The 17,234-nt window shown below is 54.1% G+C and carries 17 protein-coding genes; 11 read left to right on the top strand and 6 right to left on the bottom strand.

What is annotated here, in order from left to right; translation table 11 throughout:
* Window positions 1-351: 351 nt before the first annotated feature.
* The 3 genes from aroP to PanJK_RS16485 all read left to right on the top strand — a co-directional run bounded on the left by aroP (window position 352) and on the right by PanJK_RS16485 (window position 4,226).
* Window positions 352-1,707 (top strand): aromatic amino acid transporter AroP, encoded by a 1,356-nt coding sequence (aroP, locus tag PanJK_RS16495; RefSeq protein ID WP_265301225.1) that lies wholly within the window; start codon window positions 352-354, stop codon window positions 1,705-1,707.
* 162 nt (window positions 1,708-1,869) lie between these two features.
* Complete coding sequence (locus PanJK_RS16490; RefSeq protein ID WP_256695622.1) at window positions 1,870-3,276, top strand: glycoside-pentoside-hexuronide (GPH):cation symporter; 1,407 nt, start codon at window positions 1,870-1,872, stop codon at window positions 3,274-3,276.
* Complete coding sequence (locus PanJK_RS16485; RefSeq protein WP_265301221.1) at window positions 3,273-4,226, top strand: family 43 glycosylhydrolase; 954 nt, start codon at window positions 3,273-3,275, stop codon at window positions 4,224-4,226. The genes PanJK_RS16490 and PanJK_RS16485 overlap by 4 nt, the downstream gene beginning before the upstream one ends.
* Here the strand turns inward: PanJK_RS16485 and ampE are convergent.
* Window positions 4,208-5,062, bottom strand: coding sequence for a beta-lactamase regulator AmpE (gene ampE / locus PanJK_RS16480; protein ID WP_008108573.1), 855 nt, complete (start codon window positions 5,060-5,062; stop codon window positions 4,208-4,210). The two genes, PanJK_RS16485 and ampE, sit on opposite strands and share 19 nt — an antisense overlap.
* 16 nt (window positions 5,063-5,078) lie before the next feature.
* Entirely contained in the window at window positions 5,079-5,630 is a 552-nt protein-coding gene (ampD, locus tag PanJK_RS16475) for a 1,6-anhydro-N-acetylmuramyl-L-alanine amidase AmpD (RefSeq protein ID WP_008108575.1), read from the bottom strand.
* Window positions 5,631-5,811: 181 nt separating this feature from the next.
* Between ampD and nadC the strand changes: the two genes are divergently transcribed.
* The 4 genes from nadC to hofC all read left to right on the top strand — a co-directional run bounded on the left by nadC (window position 5,812) and on the right by hofC (window position 9,910).
* Window positions 5,812-6,708 carry a carboxylating nicotinate-nucleotide diphosphorylase gene (nadC, locus tag PanJK_RS16470; RefSeq protein ID WP_265301217.1) on the top strand — a complete coding sequence of 299 codons (897 nt, stop codon included), beginning with the start codon at window positions 5,812-5,814 and terminating at the stop codon, window positions 6,706-6,708.
* A 178-nt stretch (window positions 6,709-6,886) separates the two neighbouring features.
* Window positions 6,887-7,330, top strand: a complete 444-nt coding sequence (gene ppdD, locus PanJK_RS16465) for a prepilin peptidase-dependent pilin (RefSeq protein WP_265301215.1) — start codon at window positions 6,887-6,889, stop codon at window positions 7,328-7,330.
* Window positions 7,330-8,718, top strand: a complete 1,389-nt coding sequence (gene gspE, locus PanJK_RS16460) for a type II secretion system protein GspE (RefSeq protein WP_256695618.1) — start codon at window positions 7,330-7,332, stop codon at window positions 8,716-8,718. The genes ppdD and gspE overlap by 1 nt, the downstream gene beginning before the upstream one ends.
* Window positions 8,711-9,910: a protein transport protein HofC gene (hofC, locus tag PanJK_RS16455; protein WP_265301213.1), complete on the top strand. Its 1,200-nt coding sequence runs from the start codon at window positions 8,711-8,713 to the stop codon at window positions 9,908-9,910. Before gspE ends, hofC begins: the two co-directional genes overlap by 8 nt.
* 33 nt (window positions 9,911-9,943) lie before the next feature.
* Here the strand turns inward: hofC and PanJK_RS16450 are convergent, their stop codons facing one another.
* Window positions 9,944-10,984 carry a GMP reductase gene (locus PanJK_RS16450; protein ID WP_265301211.1) on the bottom strand — a complete coding sequence of 347 codons (1,041 nt, stop codon included), beginning with the start codon at window positions 10,982-10,984 and terminating at the stop codon, window positions 9,944-9,946.
* A 218-nt stretch (window positions 10,985-11,202) separates the two neighbouring features.
* Here PanJK_RS16450 and coaE point away from each other — a divergent pair, with 218 nt between their 5' ends.
* From coaE to yacG, 3 genes are read left to right on the top strand one after another with little or no spacing between them, the layout of a single operon-like run.
* Complete coding sequence (gene coaE / locus PanJK_RS16445) at window positions 11,203-11,811, top strand: dephospho-CoA kinase (RefSeq protein ID WP_265301341.1); 609 nt, start codon at window positions 11,203-11,205, stop codon at window positions 11,809-11,811.
* Window positions 11,812-11,815: 4 nt separating this feature from the next.
* Window positions 11,816-12,559, top strand: coding sequence for a cell division protein ZapD (gene zapD / locus PanJK_RS16440; RefSeq protein WP_061718118.1), 744 nt, complete (start codon window positions 11,816-11,818; stop codon window positions 12,557-12,559).
* An 8-nt stretch (window positions 12,560-12,567) separates the two neighbouring features.
* The gene (gene yacG, locus PanJK_RS16435; RefSeq protein ID WP_064737573.1) at window positions 12,568-12,765 is read left to right on the top strand and encodes a DNA gyrase inhibitor YacG; all 198 of its coding nucleotides are present in this window, start codon (window positions 12,568-12,570) and stop codon (window positions 12,763-12,765) included.
* A gap of 26 nt (window positions 12,766-12,791) precedes the next feature.
* Here the strand turns inward: yacG and mutT are convergent, their stop codons facing one another.
* Complete coding sequence (mutT, locus tag PanJK_RS16430; protein ID WP_265301207.1) at window positions 12,792-13,187, bottom strand: 8-oxo-dGTP diphosphatase MutT; 396 nt, start codon at window positions 13,185-13,187, stop codon at window positions 12,792-12,794.
* Window positions 13,188-13,373: 186 nt separating this feature from the next.
* Between mutT and PanJK_RS16425 the strand changes: the two genes are divergently transcribed.
* Window positions 13,374-13,760 carry a winged helix-turn-helix domain-containing protein gene (locus PanJK_RS16425; protein WP_008108595.1) on the top strand — a complete coding sequence of 129 codons (387 nt, stop codon included), beginning with the start codon at window positions 13,374-13,376 and terminating at the stop codon, window positions 13,758-13,760.
* A 41-nt stretch (window positions 13,761-13,801) separates the two neighbouring features.
* On the opposite strand, the gene secA is transcribed toward PanJK_RS16425, so the two are convergent.
* Complete coding sequence (gene secA, locus PanJK_RS16420; protein ID WP_256695612.1) at window positions 13,802-16,507, bottom strand: preprotein translocase subunit SecA; 2,706 nt, start codon at window positions 16,505-16,507, stop codon at window positions 13,802-13,804.
* A gap of 76 nt (window positions 16,508-16,583) precedes the next feature.
* Window positions 16,584-17,084, bottom strand: coding sequence for a secA translation cis-regulator SecM (gene secM / locus PanJK_RS16415; protein ID WP_256695611.1), 501 nt, complete (start codon window positions 17,082-17,084; stop codon window positions 16,584-16,586).
* Window positions 17,085-17,234: the final 150 nt, after the last annotated feature.

Below are 17,234 nucleotides of genomic sequence, written 5' to 3'. Positions count from 1 at the left end.
AAAATGTTGGCCTGTGGCAAATGTTAAATAATTGTGTTTTTACCAAACCTTACACTGAGTTAGCGGAGTAAATGGTGCATAACCATAAGCGAAAGCTATTCGTGTTCACGCTTTTTTCATGGCAGAAATAATGTGACGGGCGCGCAGAGGATGCTGCTGCTTTTTCAGTCATCTCTCAGCACAAAAAGCAAAAGCAGGTGCAAAGCGGCGCGCTTATCACTATTCTGAACGCCGTGGTAGCTCATGCATGCACACAGCACGCCAGATACCGTAAAGAAAAGAATACATTAGGGTAAACAGCCTTACAGTGCGCGCACTGCAGGTGCACAATAACAACATCACGAGGTTTGTATGGAACAACAGCATGGCGACACGCTGCATCGCGGCTTAAAGAATCGCCATATTCAGCTGATTGCGCTGGGCGGAGCCGTAGGTACTGGTCTGTTTCTGGGCAGCGCATCAGTGATTAAATCGGCCGGTCCTGCCGTGATTCTCGGTTACGCGATCGCCGGTTTTATTGCCTTTCTGATTATGCGCCAGCTGGGCGAAATGGTGGTTGAAGAGCCGGTTGCCGGCAGCTTCAGCCACTTCGCCTACAAATACTGGGGCAACTTCGCCGGTTTCGCCTCTGGCTGGAACTACTGGGTGCTGTATGTGCTGGTGGCGATGGCTGAGTTGACCGCCGTCGGTAAATACGTGCAGTTCTGGTGGCCAGATTTCCCCACCTGGGCCACGGCTGCCATCTTCTTTGTGCTGATCAACGCTATCAACCTGACCAACGTAAAAGTGTTTGGTGAAATGGAGTTCTGGTTCGCGATTATCAAAGTGGTCGCGGTCATCGGCATGATCCTGTTTGGTGGCTGGTTGCTGTTTAGCGGCAACGGCGGCCCACAAGCGAGCGTCAGCAATCTGTGGAATCAGGGCGGCTTCATGCCACACGGTATGACCGGATTGGTGATGATGATGGCGATCATCATGTTCTCCTTTGGTGGTTTAGAGCTGGTGGGCATCACTGCCGCAGAAGCCGACAATCCACAAGAGAGCATTCCGAAAGCCACCAATCAGGTGCTGTGGCGTATCCTGATTTTCTATATCGGTTCACTGGCGGTGCTGCTGTCGCTGCTGCCGTGGACGCGCGTAACGGCGGATACCAGCCCGTTCGTGCTGATCTTCCATGAGCTGGGCGATGCTTTTGTGGCCAACGCGCTGAACGTGGTGATCCTGACGGCGGCGCTGTCGGTCTACAACAGCTGCGTTTACTGCAACAGCCGCATGCTGTTCGGCCTGGCGCAACAGGGCAACGCGCCGAAAGCACTGCTGAAAGTTGACAGCCGTGGCGTGCCGGTCGCGACCATTCTGGTCTCAGCCGTAGCGACCCTGCTGTGTGTCCTGATCAACTACCTGATGCCGGGCGAAGCCTTTGGCCTGCTGATGGCGCTGGTGGTCTCTGCGCTGGTGATCAACTGGGCGATGATCAGCCTTGCGCACCTGAAATTCCGTAAGAAGAAAGACCAGCAAGGTGTGACCACGCGCTTTAAAGCGGTGCTCTATCCGCTGGGTAACTGGATCTGCCTGGTGTTCCTCGCCGGTGTGCTGGTGATCATGCTGATGACGCCGGGTATGGCGATTTCGGTCTGGCTGATTCCGGTTTGGCTGGTGATTCTGGCTATCGGTTACACCATCAAGAACAAACTACAGAAAGCGTAATGTTGTTCTCTGCCCGGCACGCTGATGCCGGGCAGCACTTCTGATCTGGCTCACACTTTTCCCCGCCCGCGCGTTTTGTCCATCTACCCGACCATTTGCTCCCCAGCAGATAACTGATTTTGCACAGATAATTCCTGCTCATCATATCGCTGGAGACGATCAATGAAAGGAGCAGCCCTCTCGTTCAGAGAGAAACTGGGATATGGCATGGGCGATGCCGGATGCAACATGATTGGCGGTGCCATCATGCTGTTCCTCAATTATTTCTACACTGATGTATTCGGTTTAGCCCCGGCACTGGTCGGCACGCTGTTGCTCTCGGTGCGCGTACTCGATGCGGTTACCGATCCGATCATGGGCGCGATTGCCGACCGCACGCAAAGCCGCTGGGGCCGTTTCCGCCCGTGGCTGCTGTGGGTTTCCGTGCCTTACGTGCTGTTTAGCGTATTGATGTTCACCACACCGGAGTGGAGTTACGACAACAAGGTCATCTGGGCATTTGTCACCTACTTCCTGATGTCACTCACTTACACCGCCATCAACATTCCTTACTGCTCGCTGGGCGGCGTGATTACCAACGATCCGGGTGAGCGCGTTTCCTGTCAGTCTTATCGCTTTGTGATGGTGGGCATTGCCACGCTGATCCTCTCACTTTCGCTGCTGCCGATGGCCGAATGGTTTGGCGGCGACAACAAAGCGCGCGGCTATCAACTGGCGATGAGCGTGCTGGCGCTGATTGGTTTGGTGATGTTCCTGTTCTGCTTTGCCACGGTGCGCGAGCGCATTCGACCTGCCACGCCAAGCAACGATGATTTGAAACAAGACCTGCGCGACGTATGGAAAAACGATCAGTGGGTGCGCATTCTGCTGCTGACCTTCTGCAACGTCTGCCCCGGTTTCATCCGCATGGCCGCCACCATGTATTACGTCACCTGGGTGATGGGGCAATCAACGCACTTTGCCACGCTGTTTATCAGCCTTGGCGTGATCGGCATGATGTGCGGCAGCACGCTGGCGAAAATCCTCACCGATCGCTGGTGCAAGCTCAAGGTGTTCTTCTGGACCAACATCGCGCTGGCGCTGTTCTCCTGCGGCTTCTATTGGATTGATCCGCACGCCACGGTTGCGGTGGTGATCGCCTACTTCCTGCTGAATATCCTGCATCAAATTCCGTCGCCGCTGCATTGGTCGCTAATGGCCGACGTGGATGATTACGGCGAATGGAAAACCGGCAAACGCATCACCGGCATGAGCTTCTCCGGCAACCTGTTCTTCCTCAAAGTGGGATTGGCGGTTGCAGGGGCGATGGTCGGTTTCCTGCTGTCAATTTACGGTTACGATGCGGGCGCAAAACAGCAGGCACCCAACGCCATCAATGGCATCATGCTGCTGTTCACGGTGATTCCGGGCGTCGGATATCTGATCACCGCCGGCGTAGTGCGTTTAATGAAAGTGGATCGCAACTTAATGCGTACGATTCAGGCCGATCTGGCGCTGCGCCGTGCCCATTCACACCACGAATCCCCTATCGCGTCCTCTGCGACTGCGCAACCTGGAGAGATCAAATGAGCTGGCCCAATCCTTTTATTACTCAACGCGCCGATCCCTTTATTCTGCGTCATGCCGATGGCTACTATTTTATCGCCTCGGTGCCGGAATATGACCGACTGGAGATTCGCTATGCCTCGACGCTGGCTGGCCTGATTGAGGCAGAAGCGGTAACGGTGTGGCACAAACCGGATACCGGCCCGTTTAGCGCGCTGATCTGGGCGCCGGAGCTGCATCATATCAACGGGCAATGGGTAATCTATTTCGCCGCCGCACCGACGCGTGCGATAAAAGATGGCCTGTTTCAGCACCGCATGTATGCGCTGGTGTGCAACGATGCCGATCCGCTGAGCGGTAACTGGCAACCTTGTCGTCGCGTGCATACGCCCATCGACTCTTTCTCACTGGATGCCACCTACTTCCAGCATCAAGGCAAACACTGGTATCTGTGGGCGCAAAAAGATCCGGCGATTCCCGGAAATTCCAACCTGTATCTTGCCGAGTTGCTCAATCCGTGGACGTTGAAAAGCGCCCCGCTGATGTTGAGCCGACCGGAGTATGAATGGGAGTGCGCGGGATTCAGCGTCAACGAAGGACCGGCGGTAATTCAGCATGGCGACAAGCTGTTTGTTACCTATTCCGCCAGCGCAACTGATGAAAATTATTGCCTGGGAATATTAAGCATTGATGTGTTAGCCGATCCGCTCAACATCAGCGCCTGGCATAAGTCCGCGCGGCCGGTATTTGCCACCAGCTGGGATAATCAGCAATACGGACCAGGACACAACAGCTTTACGGTAGATGAAACGGGAAGAGCGGTGCTGGTGTATCACGCGCGCAATTACACCGAAATCGAGGGCGATCCGCTGTGGGATCCGAATCGCCATACGCGTTTGAAATACTTCGACTGGCGCGAAGACGGCACTCCGGATTTCGGCGTGCCGCCCGCCGATCACACCAGCGTGCCGTAGATCGTCAACAGCGCGACCACCACCACCAGCACCAGAGAGATGCGCTTTGCCAACGCCACCGCAACCCGTGGCGTTTCGACTTTATCCATATGCGGATCGCGTGCCAGCGAGAATTGCGCCAGACTGGTCAGCACCTGATATTGCGGGCGATGCAGATCGCCCAACGCGGCAAACCAGGCGGGTAACGCACGTTCGCCGTGGCCGAGCAACGCATAAGCCACGCCAGCCAAACGCACCGGGATCCAGTCCAGCACATGCAGCAGACGATCAACGCCTGACTGCGAGCGCTCCAGCGGCGAATGATGCTTAGCCAGCCAACTCTGCCAGGCGCGCAGGAACGCATAACCCACCAGCAGCACCGGGCCGTAAGGTCCGCCGACCACAAACCAGAACAGCGGCGCAAGATAGAAACGGAAGTTAATCCAAATCAGCGCGTTTTGCAGTTCACGCAGGAACTCGCGCTCGCTGCACTCAACCGGCACACCGTGAATCAGCGTCAGTTCGGCCGCCATCGCCTGATGTGCCGCTTCATCGTCATGGCTCGCGGCTTTGAGATAACTGTGATAGTGCAGTCGCACCGAACCCGCGCCGATACACAGTAATCCCACCACAATCCAGAACAACAGTTGCGCCACGCCAAACAGAATGCCTTTCAGGCTCCACACCACCAGCCAAACGATCAGCATCGCTATCACTGTCATCATCAGCGTGCGCAGCAGGGAAAAACGCTGGCGGCCACGAAACAGCGGCTCAAGCCGATGATCCAGTTGCCAATGCTCACCCAACTTAAACAGGCGTTCCCAACCTAAAACTAATAACAAGCTAAACAACGTCATACCCGCTCCTGCTGTCTCAGGGATTCTCCTGCCTGATGGATTCTTTATAGCGCAACCAGTCAAAAGAGGAACCGGGATCGGTTTTCCGCTCTGGTGCGATATCGCTATGGCCGGTGATGCGCGCAGGCGTCAACGGATAGTGCTGCAACAGCAGGTGAGTCACCTGTTGCAATGTCGCATACTGCGCATCGGTATAGGGCAGCGTGTCGGTGCCTTCCAGTTCAATGCCCATGGAAAAATCGTTGCAGCTTTCGCGCCCTTCAAACTGCGACACACCGGCATGCCAGGCGCGCTGATCGAAAGAGACGTATTGCACCAGCTCGCCGTCGCGGCGGATTAAACAGTGCGCCGCCACGCGTAAATGGGCGATGTCCGCAAAATAGGGATGCGCATCGGCAGGCAACGTGCCGGTAAACAACCGATCGATCCACGGCCCGCCAAACTCACCGGGCGGTAAGCTGATGTTGTGAATCACCAACAGCGAGGGCACTTCATCATTTGGACGCTGATTGAAGTGTGGTGAAGGTACTTTACGCGCGCTGGTAATCCAGCCCTCTTCCAGTTTCATGCTGTTAAATCCTAAGCAAAATCAGGCTGAGAATAACATGTTTCACTCAACAGGCTTGCGACTTAATGCGCCGCGCAGGTGAGTTCAGGATACTAAACATTTCACCACCAGCAACTGGCAATGACCGATAAATCAGGCTAAGGTGAGCGCACAAAATCTCGTCTTGTGGAGTGGCAAAACCATGGCAACGCGTCGTTACGATCCCGATCATCGCCGTCAGGAACTGATTAAACGTATTGAACAGGATATCCCCGAAGCCGTTGCCCGGGCGCTTCAGGAGGATTTAGGCGGCGAAGTGGACGCGGATCGCGATATCACCGCGTTGCTGCTGCCGGCAGAAAAACAGGCGGTGGCAAAAGTCATCACCCGTGAAGCCGGTGTTTTTTGTGGTAAACGTTGGGTGGAAGAAGTCTTTATCCAGCTTGGCAATAAAGTCACTCTTACCTGGCATGTTGAAGATGGTCAAACACTGGTTGCCGATCAGCTGCTGTTCGAGCTTACCGGTCCGGCGCGACTGCTGTTAACCGCAGAGCGCACCGCGCTCAATTTCGTGCAAACACTGTCCGGCGTGGCCACCGAGGTCAGCCGTTATGTCGCCCTGCTGGCGGGCAGCGAAACCCAGTTGCTTGATACACGCAAGACCTTGCCAGGCCTGCGTACCGCGTTGAAATATGCAGTGCTGTGCGGTGGCGGTAACAACCACCGTTTAGGCCTGTCGGATGCTTTTCTGATCAAAGAGAACCACATTATCGCCAGCGGCTCGGTGCGTAACGCCGTGGAAAAAGCGTTGTGGCTGTCGCCCGATGTGCCGGTAGAAGTTGAAGTCGAATCGCTGACGGAACTGCAGGATGCCATCGATGCCGGAGCGGACATCATCATGCTCGATAACTTCAGCCTTGAGATGATGCATGAAGCGGTTGCGCTAACTAACAAGCGAGCTTTGCTGGAAGTCTCTGGCAACGTAACCGAAACCACGCTGCCGCAAATTGCGCAGACCGGCGTTGATTATGTCTCTGTTGGCGCGCTGACCAAGCATGTGCGTGCGCTGGATCTGTCGATGCGTTTTCGCGAACTTTGATGCTCTGCGTCTGCCGCCGGTTAGCGCGGCAGATATGCGAGATGGCTTCCAAAACGCTGTTATCTGCGCTGTAATCCTGACGATTTTCTGCGTGATGCTTTCCAGCCTCGCGCAGGCCTGACTTCCGCTTTCCCTCGCCCTTTTCTACCGTAGCGGCTCCACAACAAGGAGCTTCACTATGGACAGACAACGCGGTTTTACTCTTATCGAATTGATGATTGTGATTGGTATCGTCGCCATTCTCAGCGCCATCGGTTTACCGGCCTATCAAAACTACCTGCAACGTGCAGCACTCACCGACATGCTGCAAACCATGGTTTCGTACAAAACAGCCGTAGAACTCTGCGCCATTGAACGTGGCGGACCGGCGCAGTGTCAGGCAGGACAACGCGGCATTCCGGTGGCCAAAGGTTCGCGCTATGTGGCAACGCTCAGCGTGATTAATGGAACCATCAATCTGACCGGCCAGGAAAGTCTCAGCGGATTGACGGTTGAAATGCTGCCAATCTGGAGCACAACCGATGGCACGTTGAGCTGGCAACGCAGTTGCACCAGCGATAACAGCAGCCTGCGCGATAGCTGCCTCGAGCAGTTCCGCTTTGCTGATAAGGATGCCAACTGATGGACAATCCTAATAGTGCGCTGCATGCGTTGTGCGCACGTTATCAGGCGGTGATTCTGCATCACGACGCCACGCTGCTGCGCGTTGCAGTAGCCGACACGCCCGATCCACTGCTGCTGGAGGCGTTACAGTTCGCTAGCCAGTGCAAGGTGGATGTCGAGTGCTGGCCTGCAGCACGCCTTGAGCAGTTACTGCACGAACCGGATGCCGCCGCAGCACCGCGAGAACACGCCAGCGCTGAGTCAGCGATTAACGCGGTCGATCAGATTTTGCGTCAGGCCATTCAGCGCCGAGCCTCAGATGTGCATTTCGAACCACAGCGCCAGGGATTACGGGTGCGCCTGCGCATCGATGGCGTGTTGCACAAACTGCCTCAGCCCTCAGAAGCACAACCCGCTGCGATTTTGGCGCGCCTGAAAATCCTCGGTGGATTGGACATCGCCGAACGGCGTCTACCGCAGGACGGACAGTTTACGCTGGAAATAGACGACAAACTGGCAGCGTTTCGTCTTTCAACGCTGCCGGTAAGCCAGGGTGAAAAAGCCGTGGTACGGCTGCTGCAAAGTGAAAACAGCGCCATCACGCTCGATAAACTCGGCATGCCCGCCGCCCAACTGCGCTTGCTGAAAAGTGCGCTGGCGAAACCGCAAGGTTTGATTCTGGTCACCGGTCCCACCGGCAGCGGTAAAACCTTCACGCTCTATAGCGGATTAAGCGCGCTGAACGTGCCGGAAAAGAATGTATGCAGCGTGGAAGATCCGGTTGAGATTCCGCTGGATGGCATCAATCAAACGCAGATCCAACCGCGCAGCGGGCTCGATTTCAACCGTGTACTGCGCGCCCTGCTGCGCCAGGATCCCGATGTGATTATGGTCGGGGAAATCCGTGATGCCGAGACGGCAAGCATTGCCGTCAAAGCCGCGCAGACCGGCCATTTGGTGCTTTCCACACTGCATACCAACTCAACCGCCGAAACACTGACGCGCCTGCGCCAGATGGATATTCCCGGCTATTTGCTGGGTCCCGCTTTGCAGTTAGTGGTGGCGCAGCGTCTGGTCAGACGCCTATGCGTGCATTGTCGCCAGCCGGGACAAGCTATCGCCCATCTGCCGGCCGAACTCTGGCCGGGCACGCTGCAAACCTGGCGAGCGCCCGGCTGCGATCACTGCTTCTCCGGCTATTACGGGCGGCTGGCGCTGTTTGAAATCTTGCCGGTAACCAGCAAATTGCAGAATGCTATTTCGGCAGATATGCCGCTGGAACATCTGCTCACGCTGGCAAATGAACAGGGAATGAAAACCTTGCTGGCTGCGGGGCTGGAAGCGGTTAGTCGCGGCGATACGTCTTTTGAAGAGATGCAGCGCGTGGTGGGATTGGGCGATGGCTAATCTCTATCATTTCCGCTGGCAGGCGCTCGATACCATGGGCGTGCTGCAGGAAGGCGAATCACTTAACGCCAGCCAGGATGCGTTGCTCAATCAACTCTCCGATCGCGGCATGCTGCCGGTGAGCTGGCAGCGTGGAAAATGCTGGCGTTCGCGCGACTGGAAGTGGCAGCAGAAAATCGACCTGGTGCGGCAACTGGCGACGCTGCTGAAGGCCGGTTTGCCGCTGGCGGAAAGTTTGATTCTGTTGGCAGAAGGCCATCCCCATGCCGGTTGGCGGGTATTACTTAAGGGATTGCAGCGCCGCGTTATCGCCGGTGAGCCCTTCTCGCAAGCCTTGCAGGAGTGGCCGCAGATCTTTCCACCATTGTTTCCTGCTTTGATGCAAGTGGGTGAGTTAACCGGCCAGCTCGATGAGTGCTGTTGCCAGTTGGCACAGCAGCAAAGTAAACAGCAATACTTACGGCAGAAAGTGGTCAAGGCGCTGCGTTATCCGCTGTTTATCTTGCTGGTGGCGCTGGCGGTCAGTGCTGGCATGCTACTGTTTGTTTTGCCGGAGTTTGTCTCCGTCTATGCCAGCTTTGATGCACCGCTGCCCGCTTTTACTGCCGCAGTGATGTCGCTCTCAGAACTACTGCAAAAAGCTGCACTGCCGCTGTCGCTGATATGCGCCGTATTTATCGGGATTGTGCAGCAAACTTATCATCGTTCAGTAGCGTGGCAAAAGCGCGTACATCAATGGCTGCTGCGCATGCCGCTGTTATCACCGCTGTGGCGCGGCGGGCAGCTCAGCCAGATATACGCCATCCTGCAACTTACGCAGCAATCCGGTTTAACCCTGCTGCAAAGTCTGCAGGCGGTTGAGGTGACGCTGGTTTCCCGGTTGTGGCGCGATGCCATCATTCAGTTGCAGCAGCACATTGCTGCGGGTGCGCCGCTGCATCAGGCGCTGCAACAACATCAGCTGTTCACTCCCCTTTGTGCCCAGCTAATTCGGGTTGGCGAAGAGGCGGGTGCGCTGGATGTGATGCTGGCGCGTCTGGCGGAATGGCATGAAGCACAAACGTTAGCGCGCGCTGATGCTCTGGCGGCATCGCTGGAACCGATGATGATGGTGGTAATTGGCGGAATTGTTGGCACGTTAGTGATTGCGATGTATCTGCCGGTATTTGGTCTTGGCGATGCAATTCGCTAACGGGCACGCGCGATGCGCGCCCGATGTCTGAGATCAGCGCGTGAACACGCGGTTCTCTTGTTCAGCAACGCGGATAAAGGTGGTGCGTTTCGTCAGCTCTTTCAATCGTTCCGCACCGACGTAGGTGCAAGCTGAGCGTAAGCCACCGAGGATATCTTTAACCGTCTCCTCAACCGGGCCGCGCACCGGCAAGCGCACGGTTTTGCCTTCCGCCGCACGGTATTGCGCCACACCGCCAACGTGGCGTTTCATGGCAGATTCGGAGCTCATACCGTAGAACAGCATAAATTTCTCGCCGTGATCTTCAACAACGGTTCCTTCACACTCATCATGAGCCGCAAGCATGCCGCCGAGCATAGTGAAGTCTGCGCCACCACCGAAAGCTTTGGCAATGTCACCTGGAACCGAGCAGCCGCCGTCGCTAACGATCTGTCCGCCTAAGCCGTGTGCCGCATCAGCGCACTCAATAACGGCTGAAAGCTGAGGATAGCCAACGCCGGTCTTCACGCGTGTTGTGCAAACCGAGCCAGGACCGATCCCCACTTTGACAATGTCTGCGCCAGACAAAATCAGCTCTTCCACCATTTCACCGGTGACAACGTTGCCTGCACAGATGGTTTTACCTGGGAAGCTTTCACGTACGCGCAGCAGGAACTGAACAAAGTGTTCAGAGTAGCCGTTAGCAACGTCGATGCAGATAAAGTTAAGCTGCGGTGATAACGCAAGAATGGCGGATAATTTGGTGAAATCTGATTCGGAGGTACCGGATGAGACCATCACATGACTCAGCACCGCCGCTGGCACGCGCTGCACAAATGCCTGCCACTCTTGCACGCTGTAGTGTTTATGCACTGCGGTCAATACGTTAAAACTCGCCAGAGCTTCAGCCATCGTGAAAGTGCCGACGGTATCCATGTTGGCGGCAATAATCGGAATGCCACTCCAGTTCAAGCCTGAGTGTTTAAAGGTGAAGGTGCGTTCCAGTTCAACCTCGGAACGACTTTTCAACGTGGAACGTTTTGGGCGGATCAAAACATCTTTAAAGCCCAGTTTTAGATCTTCTTCAATGCGCATAGCTGATTATCCTGGTTAGTGACGACGAACCGCGGTTCGGGTAGCGCTCACGGCTCCAGTGTCGTTATCATACGCGCCATTCGTTCCGCGACAAGACTGCGAATTTCACTTTATTTAGGCTACAATCCCTTAAATTTAGCTGAGAAAATTGATTGTGATCATGCTCTCATCTTGCTGTGGTTAATCGCCGCTCACGATATAAATTTTGCGAGAACGTTATGCCTTATACCGTTGCGCTCACCGGCGGCATTGGCAGTGGTAAAACCACTATTGCCAACGCTTTCGCAGCGCTAGGCGTTGATATTATTGACGCTGACGTCATTGCCAGAGAAGTTGTTGAGCCTGGAACGCCGGCCTTAAAGGCGATTGCTCAGCGTCATGGAGACACCATTCTCACGGCAGAAGGCACACTCTATCGTGCACGGCTTCGTGAAATTATTTTCAAGCAGCCGCAAGAGAAAAACTGGCTCAATCAATTGCTTCATCCACTCATTAATGCCCGCACGCAACAATTAAAGTTACTGGCTACTTCACCTTATGTGCTTTGGGTGGTGCCGCTGTTGGTCGAAAACGGCTTACAGCATCAGGCCGATCGCGTGTTGGTAGTGGATGTGGATACCGCCATGCAGTTGCAACGCACACAACAGCGGGATGGCATTTCGCTGAGTCAGGCGAAAAATATTCTTGCCGCACAGGCCAGTCGCGAACAGCGCATAGCCTGTGCGGATGACATCATTGATAACAGCGGTACACCTGAGCAGGTGCTACCGCGCGTTGCTGAGCTTCACCAGCGCTATCTGCGCCTGGCAGCAACCGGAAAGGATTAACATCATGAGCACAGTGGTTCTGTTTGAACACCCTTTGAATGAGAAGATGCGTACCTGGCTGCGCGTCGAATATCTGATTGATCAGTTGCATGAAACGGTGCCGGTTAGCGGTTCGGTATCAGCACTTGGCGTGTTCCGCATCCTCAGTGATTTGCTGGATATTTTTGAGCGCGGCGATATGCGCACTGAATTGCTTAAAGAACTGGAGCGCCAACAGCAAAAATTACGCGCATGGCTGGATGTGCCGGGCATTGACGAACTGCGCGTGAATAATTTGCGTCAGCAGTTGAAGCAATACTCAAGCGAACTGATGGCGGCACCGCGCATGGGCCAACAGTTACGAGAAGATCGACTGGTTGCTCTGGTGCGTCAGCGTTTGAGCATTCCTGGCGGCTGCTGCAGTTTCGATCTTCCAAGCCTGCATATCTGGCTGCATCAGGAACAAGCGGTGCGAGATGTTCAGGTCAATGGCTGGCTGGAATCACTGAATCCGCTGCGTAATAGTTTGACGATGATCCTCGATTTAGTGCGACAGTCTGGCATCTTTCGTCATCAAACCAGCCTCAACGGCTTTTATCAGGATAACGCCGAAGGATCTGATTTGCTGCGCCTGCAATTAACGCTGGAAGACGCGCTGTATCCGCAAGTATCGGGCCACAAAAGCCGTTATGCGATTCGTTTCCTGCCCTTAGACAGCGAACGCGGAGAAGTACCCGCGCGACTGAATTTTGAATTAGCTTGTTGTTAGAGGAAGTTATGCCGGAAGAGATGATTACCGTACCTTGCCCCAACTGTCGTCGCGATGTGATTTGGGATGAATTGAGCCCGTGGCGGCCATTCTGCAGTAAACGTTGCCAGCTGATTGATTTAGGTGAATGGGCAGCAGAAGAGAAACGCATTCCCAGCAGCGGTGACCAGATGGACAGCGATGACTGGAGCGAAGAACAGCAGTAAAAGTAAGGGGCCTACTGCCCCTTCACTTAAATCTCGCCAGCCACTAATCGGCTGATCAGTTCATGGTTCGCAGGCGGAAATTCATCCGCGACCAAATCCTGCTGTTCGACCCAACGCTGTGGCTGACCTTCGCGGCCATAAGGTTCGCCGTTCCAGCCTTCAACCAGAAAGAAATGCAGCGTGACGCGCAGATCTTCATAACTGTGATCGGCCAGGCCAATCGCGCTTGCCGATGTGACTTCAATACCGGTTTCTTCCATCAACTCACGCTTGAGCGCCTGCTCGGCAGATTCATCTTGTTCAATTTTTCCGCCAGGAAACTCCCATTTATTCGCCATATAGGAGCTAGCCGCACGCTGGGCAAGGAAGATTTGACGTTCTGTATTGCGAATGATGCCCACCGCAACCTGCAGGTGTTTCATAAGCTGGATTCCGCTTTTAATAAATGAGCGCTGAGTGTAAATCAGACATGGAGTGATGTTAACCGTTGAGAGGAAAGTGACGTCCCGCGCCGCACAAAAGCCAGTGATTAAGACATGTCGTAATGATCGCAACCGGGAATGTTGGGAATACTCGCAGCCACTTTCTTCTGCCAAACCCGATTACCTATGGAATTCAAAGAAACAACGTTTCTGGCGCAAAATACGCCGGAACAATTACATGCCCTACGCCATCTGGTATTTCATGACATCCTGACGTTAGACAGCGCTCAGAACACCTTAACATGGTGGCCTGAACACAAAGTTATTTCGTTGAATGAAGCGCAAAAACGATTTTTCTCCTGCCTGCTGCTACGGATTACCTCCAAGCGTCAGATTATTGCCACGGTGTGGAATGAGAGCTATCCAAGTATCAGCGATAACAATTACCATCAGCTACTGTTCCAAAGCCGAGCGCTGTTGAAGCGAGCTGGCTTGCCGGATGGTCTGCTGGTGACGCTGCCGTATCATGGCGTGCGCCTAAATGAAGAGAAACTAATGGCGATAACTCGCTAAATCGTAAGCGAAAAAAAAGGAGCCCGAAGGCTCCTTTTTTATCAGGCCAGACGACCGTGGCACTGTTTGTATTTTTTGCCAGAACCACATGGGCAAAGATCGTTACGCCCTACTTTACGCTCTCCGCCTTGTGCGGCTAACGCTTCGGCTGCGGCGGTGGCATCATCAACGTGGCTCAGCTGTTGCTGCTGCGCTAAACGCTCTGCTTCTTCACGGCGCTGCTGCTCCATCGCTTCCACTTCTTCTGGCATACGCACCTGAACTTTGCTTAGGGTGCTGATCACTTCGTATTTCAGTGATTCCAGCATCGCCGCAAACATAGAGAAGGATTCACGCTTGTATTCCTGCTTCGGATCTTTCTGCGCATAACCACGCAGATGAATCCCCTGACGCAGATAATCCATCGCCGCCAGATGCTCTTTCCACAGCGAATCCAGCGTTTGCAGCATCACGCCTTTCTCGAAGTTGCGCATCATCTCTTCGCCTACCACTTCTTCCTTAGCCGCGTAGCTTTCCGCCGCGTGGGTCATGATACGTTCGCGCAGCGTCTCTTCATGAAGATCGGGCTCTTTATCCAACCATTCAGCAATAGGCAGATTGAGATCGAAGTCGTTACGCAGACGCTCTTCGAGACCGGCAACATCCCACATCTCTTCCAGTGACTGCGGCGGAATGTAGGTATCAATAGTAGTTTTGTAGACATCTTCGCGGATGCTGTTGATGGTTTCAGACACATCAGACACATCCAGCAGTTCGTTACGCTGGCTGTAGATGGCGCGACGCTGATCGTTGGCAACATCATCGTATTCCAGCAGCTGTTTACGAATATCGAAGTTACGGCTTTCCACTTTACGCTGAGCATTGGCAATCGCTTTGGTCACCCATGGATGCTCAATCGCTTCGCCTGGCTTCATGCCCAGTTTACGCATCATGTTAGATACGCGATCAGAAGCGAAGATGCGCATCAATGCATCTTCCATCGACAGGTAGAAGCGTGAAGAACCGGCATCACCCTGACGACCCGCACGACCACGCAGCTGGTTATCAATACGGCGAGATTCGTGACGCTCAGTACCAATGATGTGCAGACCGCCCGCAGCCAGTACCGCATCGTGACGCAGCTTCCATGCCTCTTTCATCGCCTGAATCTGCTCTTCAGTTGGCTCGTCCATTGCGGCGAGCTCAGCCTGCCAGCTACCGCCCAGCACGATATCGGTACCACGACCCGCCATGTTGGTTGCGATAGTAACCGCTGCAGGTTGCCCCGCCTGGGCAACGATATCCGCTTCGCTGGCGTGGAATTTGGCATTCAGTACGCTATGTTTGATGCCAGCGCGTGTCAATTCGTTGGACACGACTTCCGATTTTTCAATCGAAATGGTCCCCACCAACACCGGCTGCCCTTTGGCGGTACAGGCACGGATGTCTTCGATAATGGCGTCGATCTTCTCTTTCTCGGTCATGTAGACCAGATCGGCCATATCTTTACGCACCATCGGACGATTAGTTGGCACCACGATAGTGTCGAGCTTATAGATGGAGCTGAATTCAAATGCTTCGGTATCTGCAGTACCGGTCATACCGGCCAGTTTCTCGTAGATACGGAAGTAGTTCTGGAAGGTGATGGAAGCCAGCGTCTGGTTTTCATTCTGGATTTCCACGCCTTCTTTCGCTTCAACCGCCTGATGCAAACCATCTGACCAACGGCGACCTTGCATGGTACGCCCGGTGTGCTCATCAACGATGATCACTTCGCCATCTTTAACGATGTAATCAACATCGCGAGTGAAGAGTGCATGAGCACGCAGCGCCGCAGTAACGTGGTGCATCAACATGATATTGGTCGGTGAGTAGAGTGACTCGCCTTCTACCATGATGTTTTGGCTAACCAGTAACTCTTCAACTTTTACCAGACCGCGCTCGCTCATGTGTGCCTGGCGCGCTTTTTCATCGACCCAGAAATCGCCTTCGCCCTGGAAGGTTTCAGAGTCTTCTTTTTCCTGACGCACCAGATGCGGGATGATCTTGTTAACTTTGGTATACAGTTCAGAACTGTCTTCAGCCGGGCCAGAGATGATCAGTGGCGTACGCGCTTCATCGATCAGGATTGAGTCGACCTCATCCACCAATGCGTAATGCAATTTACGCTGCACGCGCTCTTCCGGGCTGAACGCCATATTGTCGCGCAGGTAGTCGAAGCCATATTCGTTATTGGTGCCGTAGGTGATGTCAGCGGCATAAGCTGCACGCTTCGCCACGGCGGGCATGTTTGGCAAGTTGATACCGATGGTCAGGCCAAGGAATTCAAACAGTGCACGGTTATTTTCAGCATCACGCTGCGCCAGATAGTCGTTGACGGTAACCACGTGCACGCCTTTGCCGCTTAATGCGTTCAGGTAAGCGGGCAAGGTCGCAGTCAGGGTTTTACCTTCACCGGTACGCATCTCTGCGATGCAGCGCTCGTTGAGCACCATGCCGCCAATCAGCTGCACATCAAAGTGACGCATACCGAAGACGCGCTTACTCGCTTCACGTACGGTAGCAAAGGCTTCAGGAATCAGGCTCTCAAGGCTTTCGCCTTTTTTCAGGCGCTCACGGAACAGGTCAGTTTTCGCTTTCAATTCATCGTCAGAGAGCTTAACGAAATCCGGCTCCATCTTATTGATGACATCTACAATTTTACGCATACGGCGCAGAGTACGATCGTTGCTGCTGCCAAATACTTTAGTTAACAATTTGATTAACATGATAAATTTTTCTCAATTCAGTCGTGATCTCACGGACTGCAAAATCTGATACAGGATGTGGAAAAAACGTTAGCAGTTAAGCAATGAAAGGCCCGGCGCGGATGCCATGAATAGCAGCCTGCCAATCAGCAGAAGAATGGATTTGTGGTTCGTTGTTACGCAGGTTTTGTTGCGGCTCAACAACAGTCAGCGCTTGCGCGTGAGAAGTCAGCAGCGCCTGAAGCGAACCAATCAACGCTAGCTTTTGTGCCGCCAGCGGCACAGCTTGATCGGCTTCCGCCTGAGCGGGCGGCGTCATGCTAAACGAAAGGTGGCGAATAACCGTGCGAATCGCATGCTGGTGCCAGTAATCGACGTTGAAATTCGGTCGACGCACGCTTTCCTGCAGACGAATCAGATGATCAAAGTGGACAACATTGCCGACAAACAGGCTACTGATCGGCGAATCATTTGCTTTGGGCTCAGCACTTTGCGCGCAGGCAGGCAAGCCTAAACTGGCCGCCACCATCCCCAACAGGAGATGTGGCCAGAAATAGCGTCTACCTAATTGTCGCCAGCGTGAGAAAATCCCGATCACAATCCGTCCACAATGCATTGAATAAAGTGATAAAGCGGTCGCCAGAATTAGCGTTACCCAGCTTATATGAGCGCCAGATGATAGCACTTATGTGGGGCTTCGACACCAGTCATTAGAGGGGCTTCGGCGGAATTCACGTTTTTTTGTACA

Origin of the sequence: Pantoea sp. JK, from assembly GCF_026130245.1 — a bacterium.
Taxonomy (GTDB): domain Bacteria; phylum Pseudomonadota; class Gammaproteobacteria; order Enterobacterales; family Enterobacteriaceae; genus Pantoea; species Pantoea trifolii.
Note: the sequence above shows the minus strand (reverse complement) of the source record. Positions and strands in the feature narration are given on the sequence as shown.

Bases quoted from the DNA above. Each gene is read 5' to 3' on its own strand.
- hofC (WP_265301213.1), top strand. From the start codon at position 8,711: ATGGCTAATCTCTATCATTTCCGCTGGCAGGCGCTCGATACCATGGGC.
- yacG (WP_064737573.1), top strand. From the start codon at position 12,568: ATGCCGGAAGAGATGATTACCGTACCTTGCCCCAACTGTCGTCGCGAT.
- nadC (WP_265301217.1), top strand. From the start codon at position 5,812: ATGGCAACGCGTCGTTACGATCCCGATCATCGCCGTCAGGAACTGATT.
- PanJK_RS16485 (WP_265301221.1), top strand. From the start codon at position 3,273: ATGAGCTGGCCCAATCCTTTTATTACTCAACGCGCCGATCCCTTTATT.
- coaE (WP_265301341.1), top strand. From the start codon at position 11,203: ATGCCTTATACCGTTGCGCTCACCGGCGGCATTGGCAGTGGTAAAACC.
- zapD (WP_061718118.1), top strand. From the start codon at position 11,816: ATGAGCACAGTGGTTCTGTTTGAACACCCTTTGAATGAGAAGATGCGT.
- ampD (WP_008108575.1), bottom strand. From the start codon at position 5,630: ATGAAACTGGAAGAGGGCTGGATTACCAGCGCGCGTAAAGTACCTTCA.
- ampE (WP_008108573.1), bottom strand. From the start codon at position 5,062: ATGACGTTGTTTAGCTTGTTATTAGTTTTAGGTTGGGAACGCCTGTTT.
- PanJK_RS16490 (WP_256695622.1), top strand. From the start codon at position 1,870: ATGAAAGGAGCAGCCCTCTCGTTCAGAGAGAAACTGGGATATGGCATG.
- PanJK_RS16450 (WP_265301211.1), bottom strand. From the start codon at position 10,984: ATGCGCATTGAAGAAGATCTAAAACTGGGCTTTAAAGATGTTTTGATC.
- PanJK_RS16425 (WP_008108595.1), top strand. From the start codon at position 13,374: ATGGAATTCAAAGAAACAACGTTTCTGGCGCAAAATACGCCGGAACAA.
- ppdD (WP_265301215.1), top strand. From the start codon at position 6,887: ATGGACAGACAACGCGGTTTTACTCTTATCGAATTGATGATTGTGATT.
- gspE (WP_256695618.1), top strand. From the start codon at position 7,330: ATGGACAATCCTAATAGTGCGCTGCATGCGTTGTGCGCACGTTATCAG.
- secA (WP_256695612.1), bottom strand. From the start codon at position 16,507: ATGTTAATCAAATTGTTAACTAAAGTATTTGGCAGCAGCAACGATCGT.
- aroP (WP_265301225.1), top strand. From the start codon at position 352: ATGGAACAACAGCATGGCGACACGCTGCATCGCGGCTTAAAGAATCGC.
- mutT (WP_265301207.1), bottom strand. From the start codon at position 13,187: ATGAAACACCTGCAGGTTGCGGTGGGCATCATTCGCAATACAGAACGT.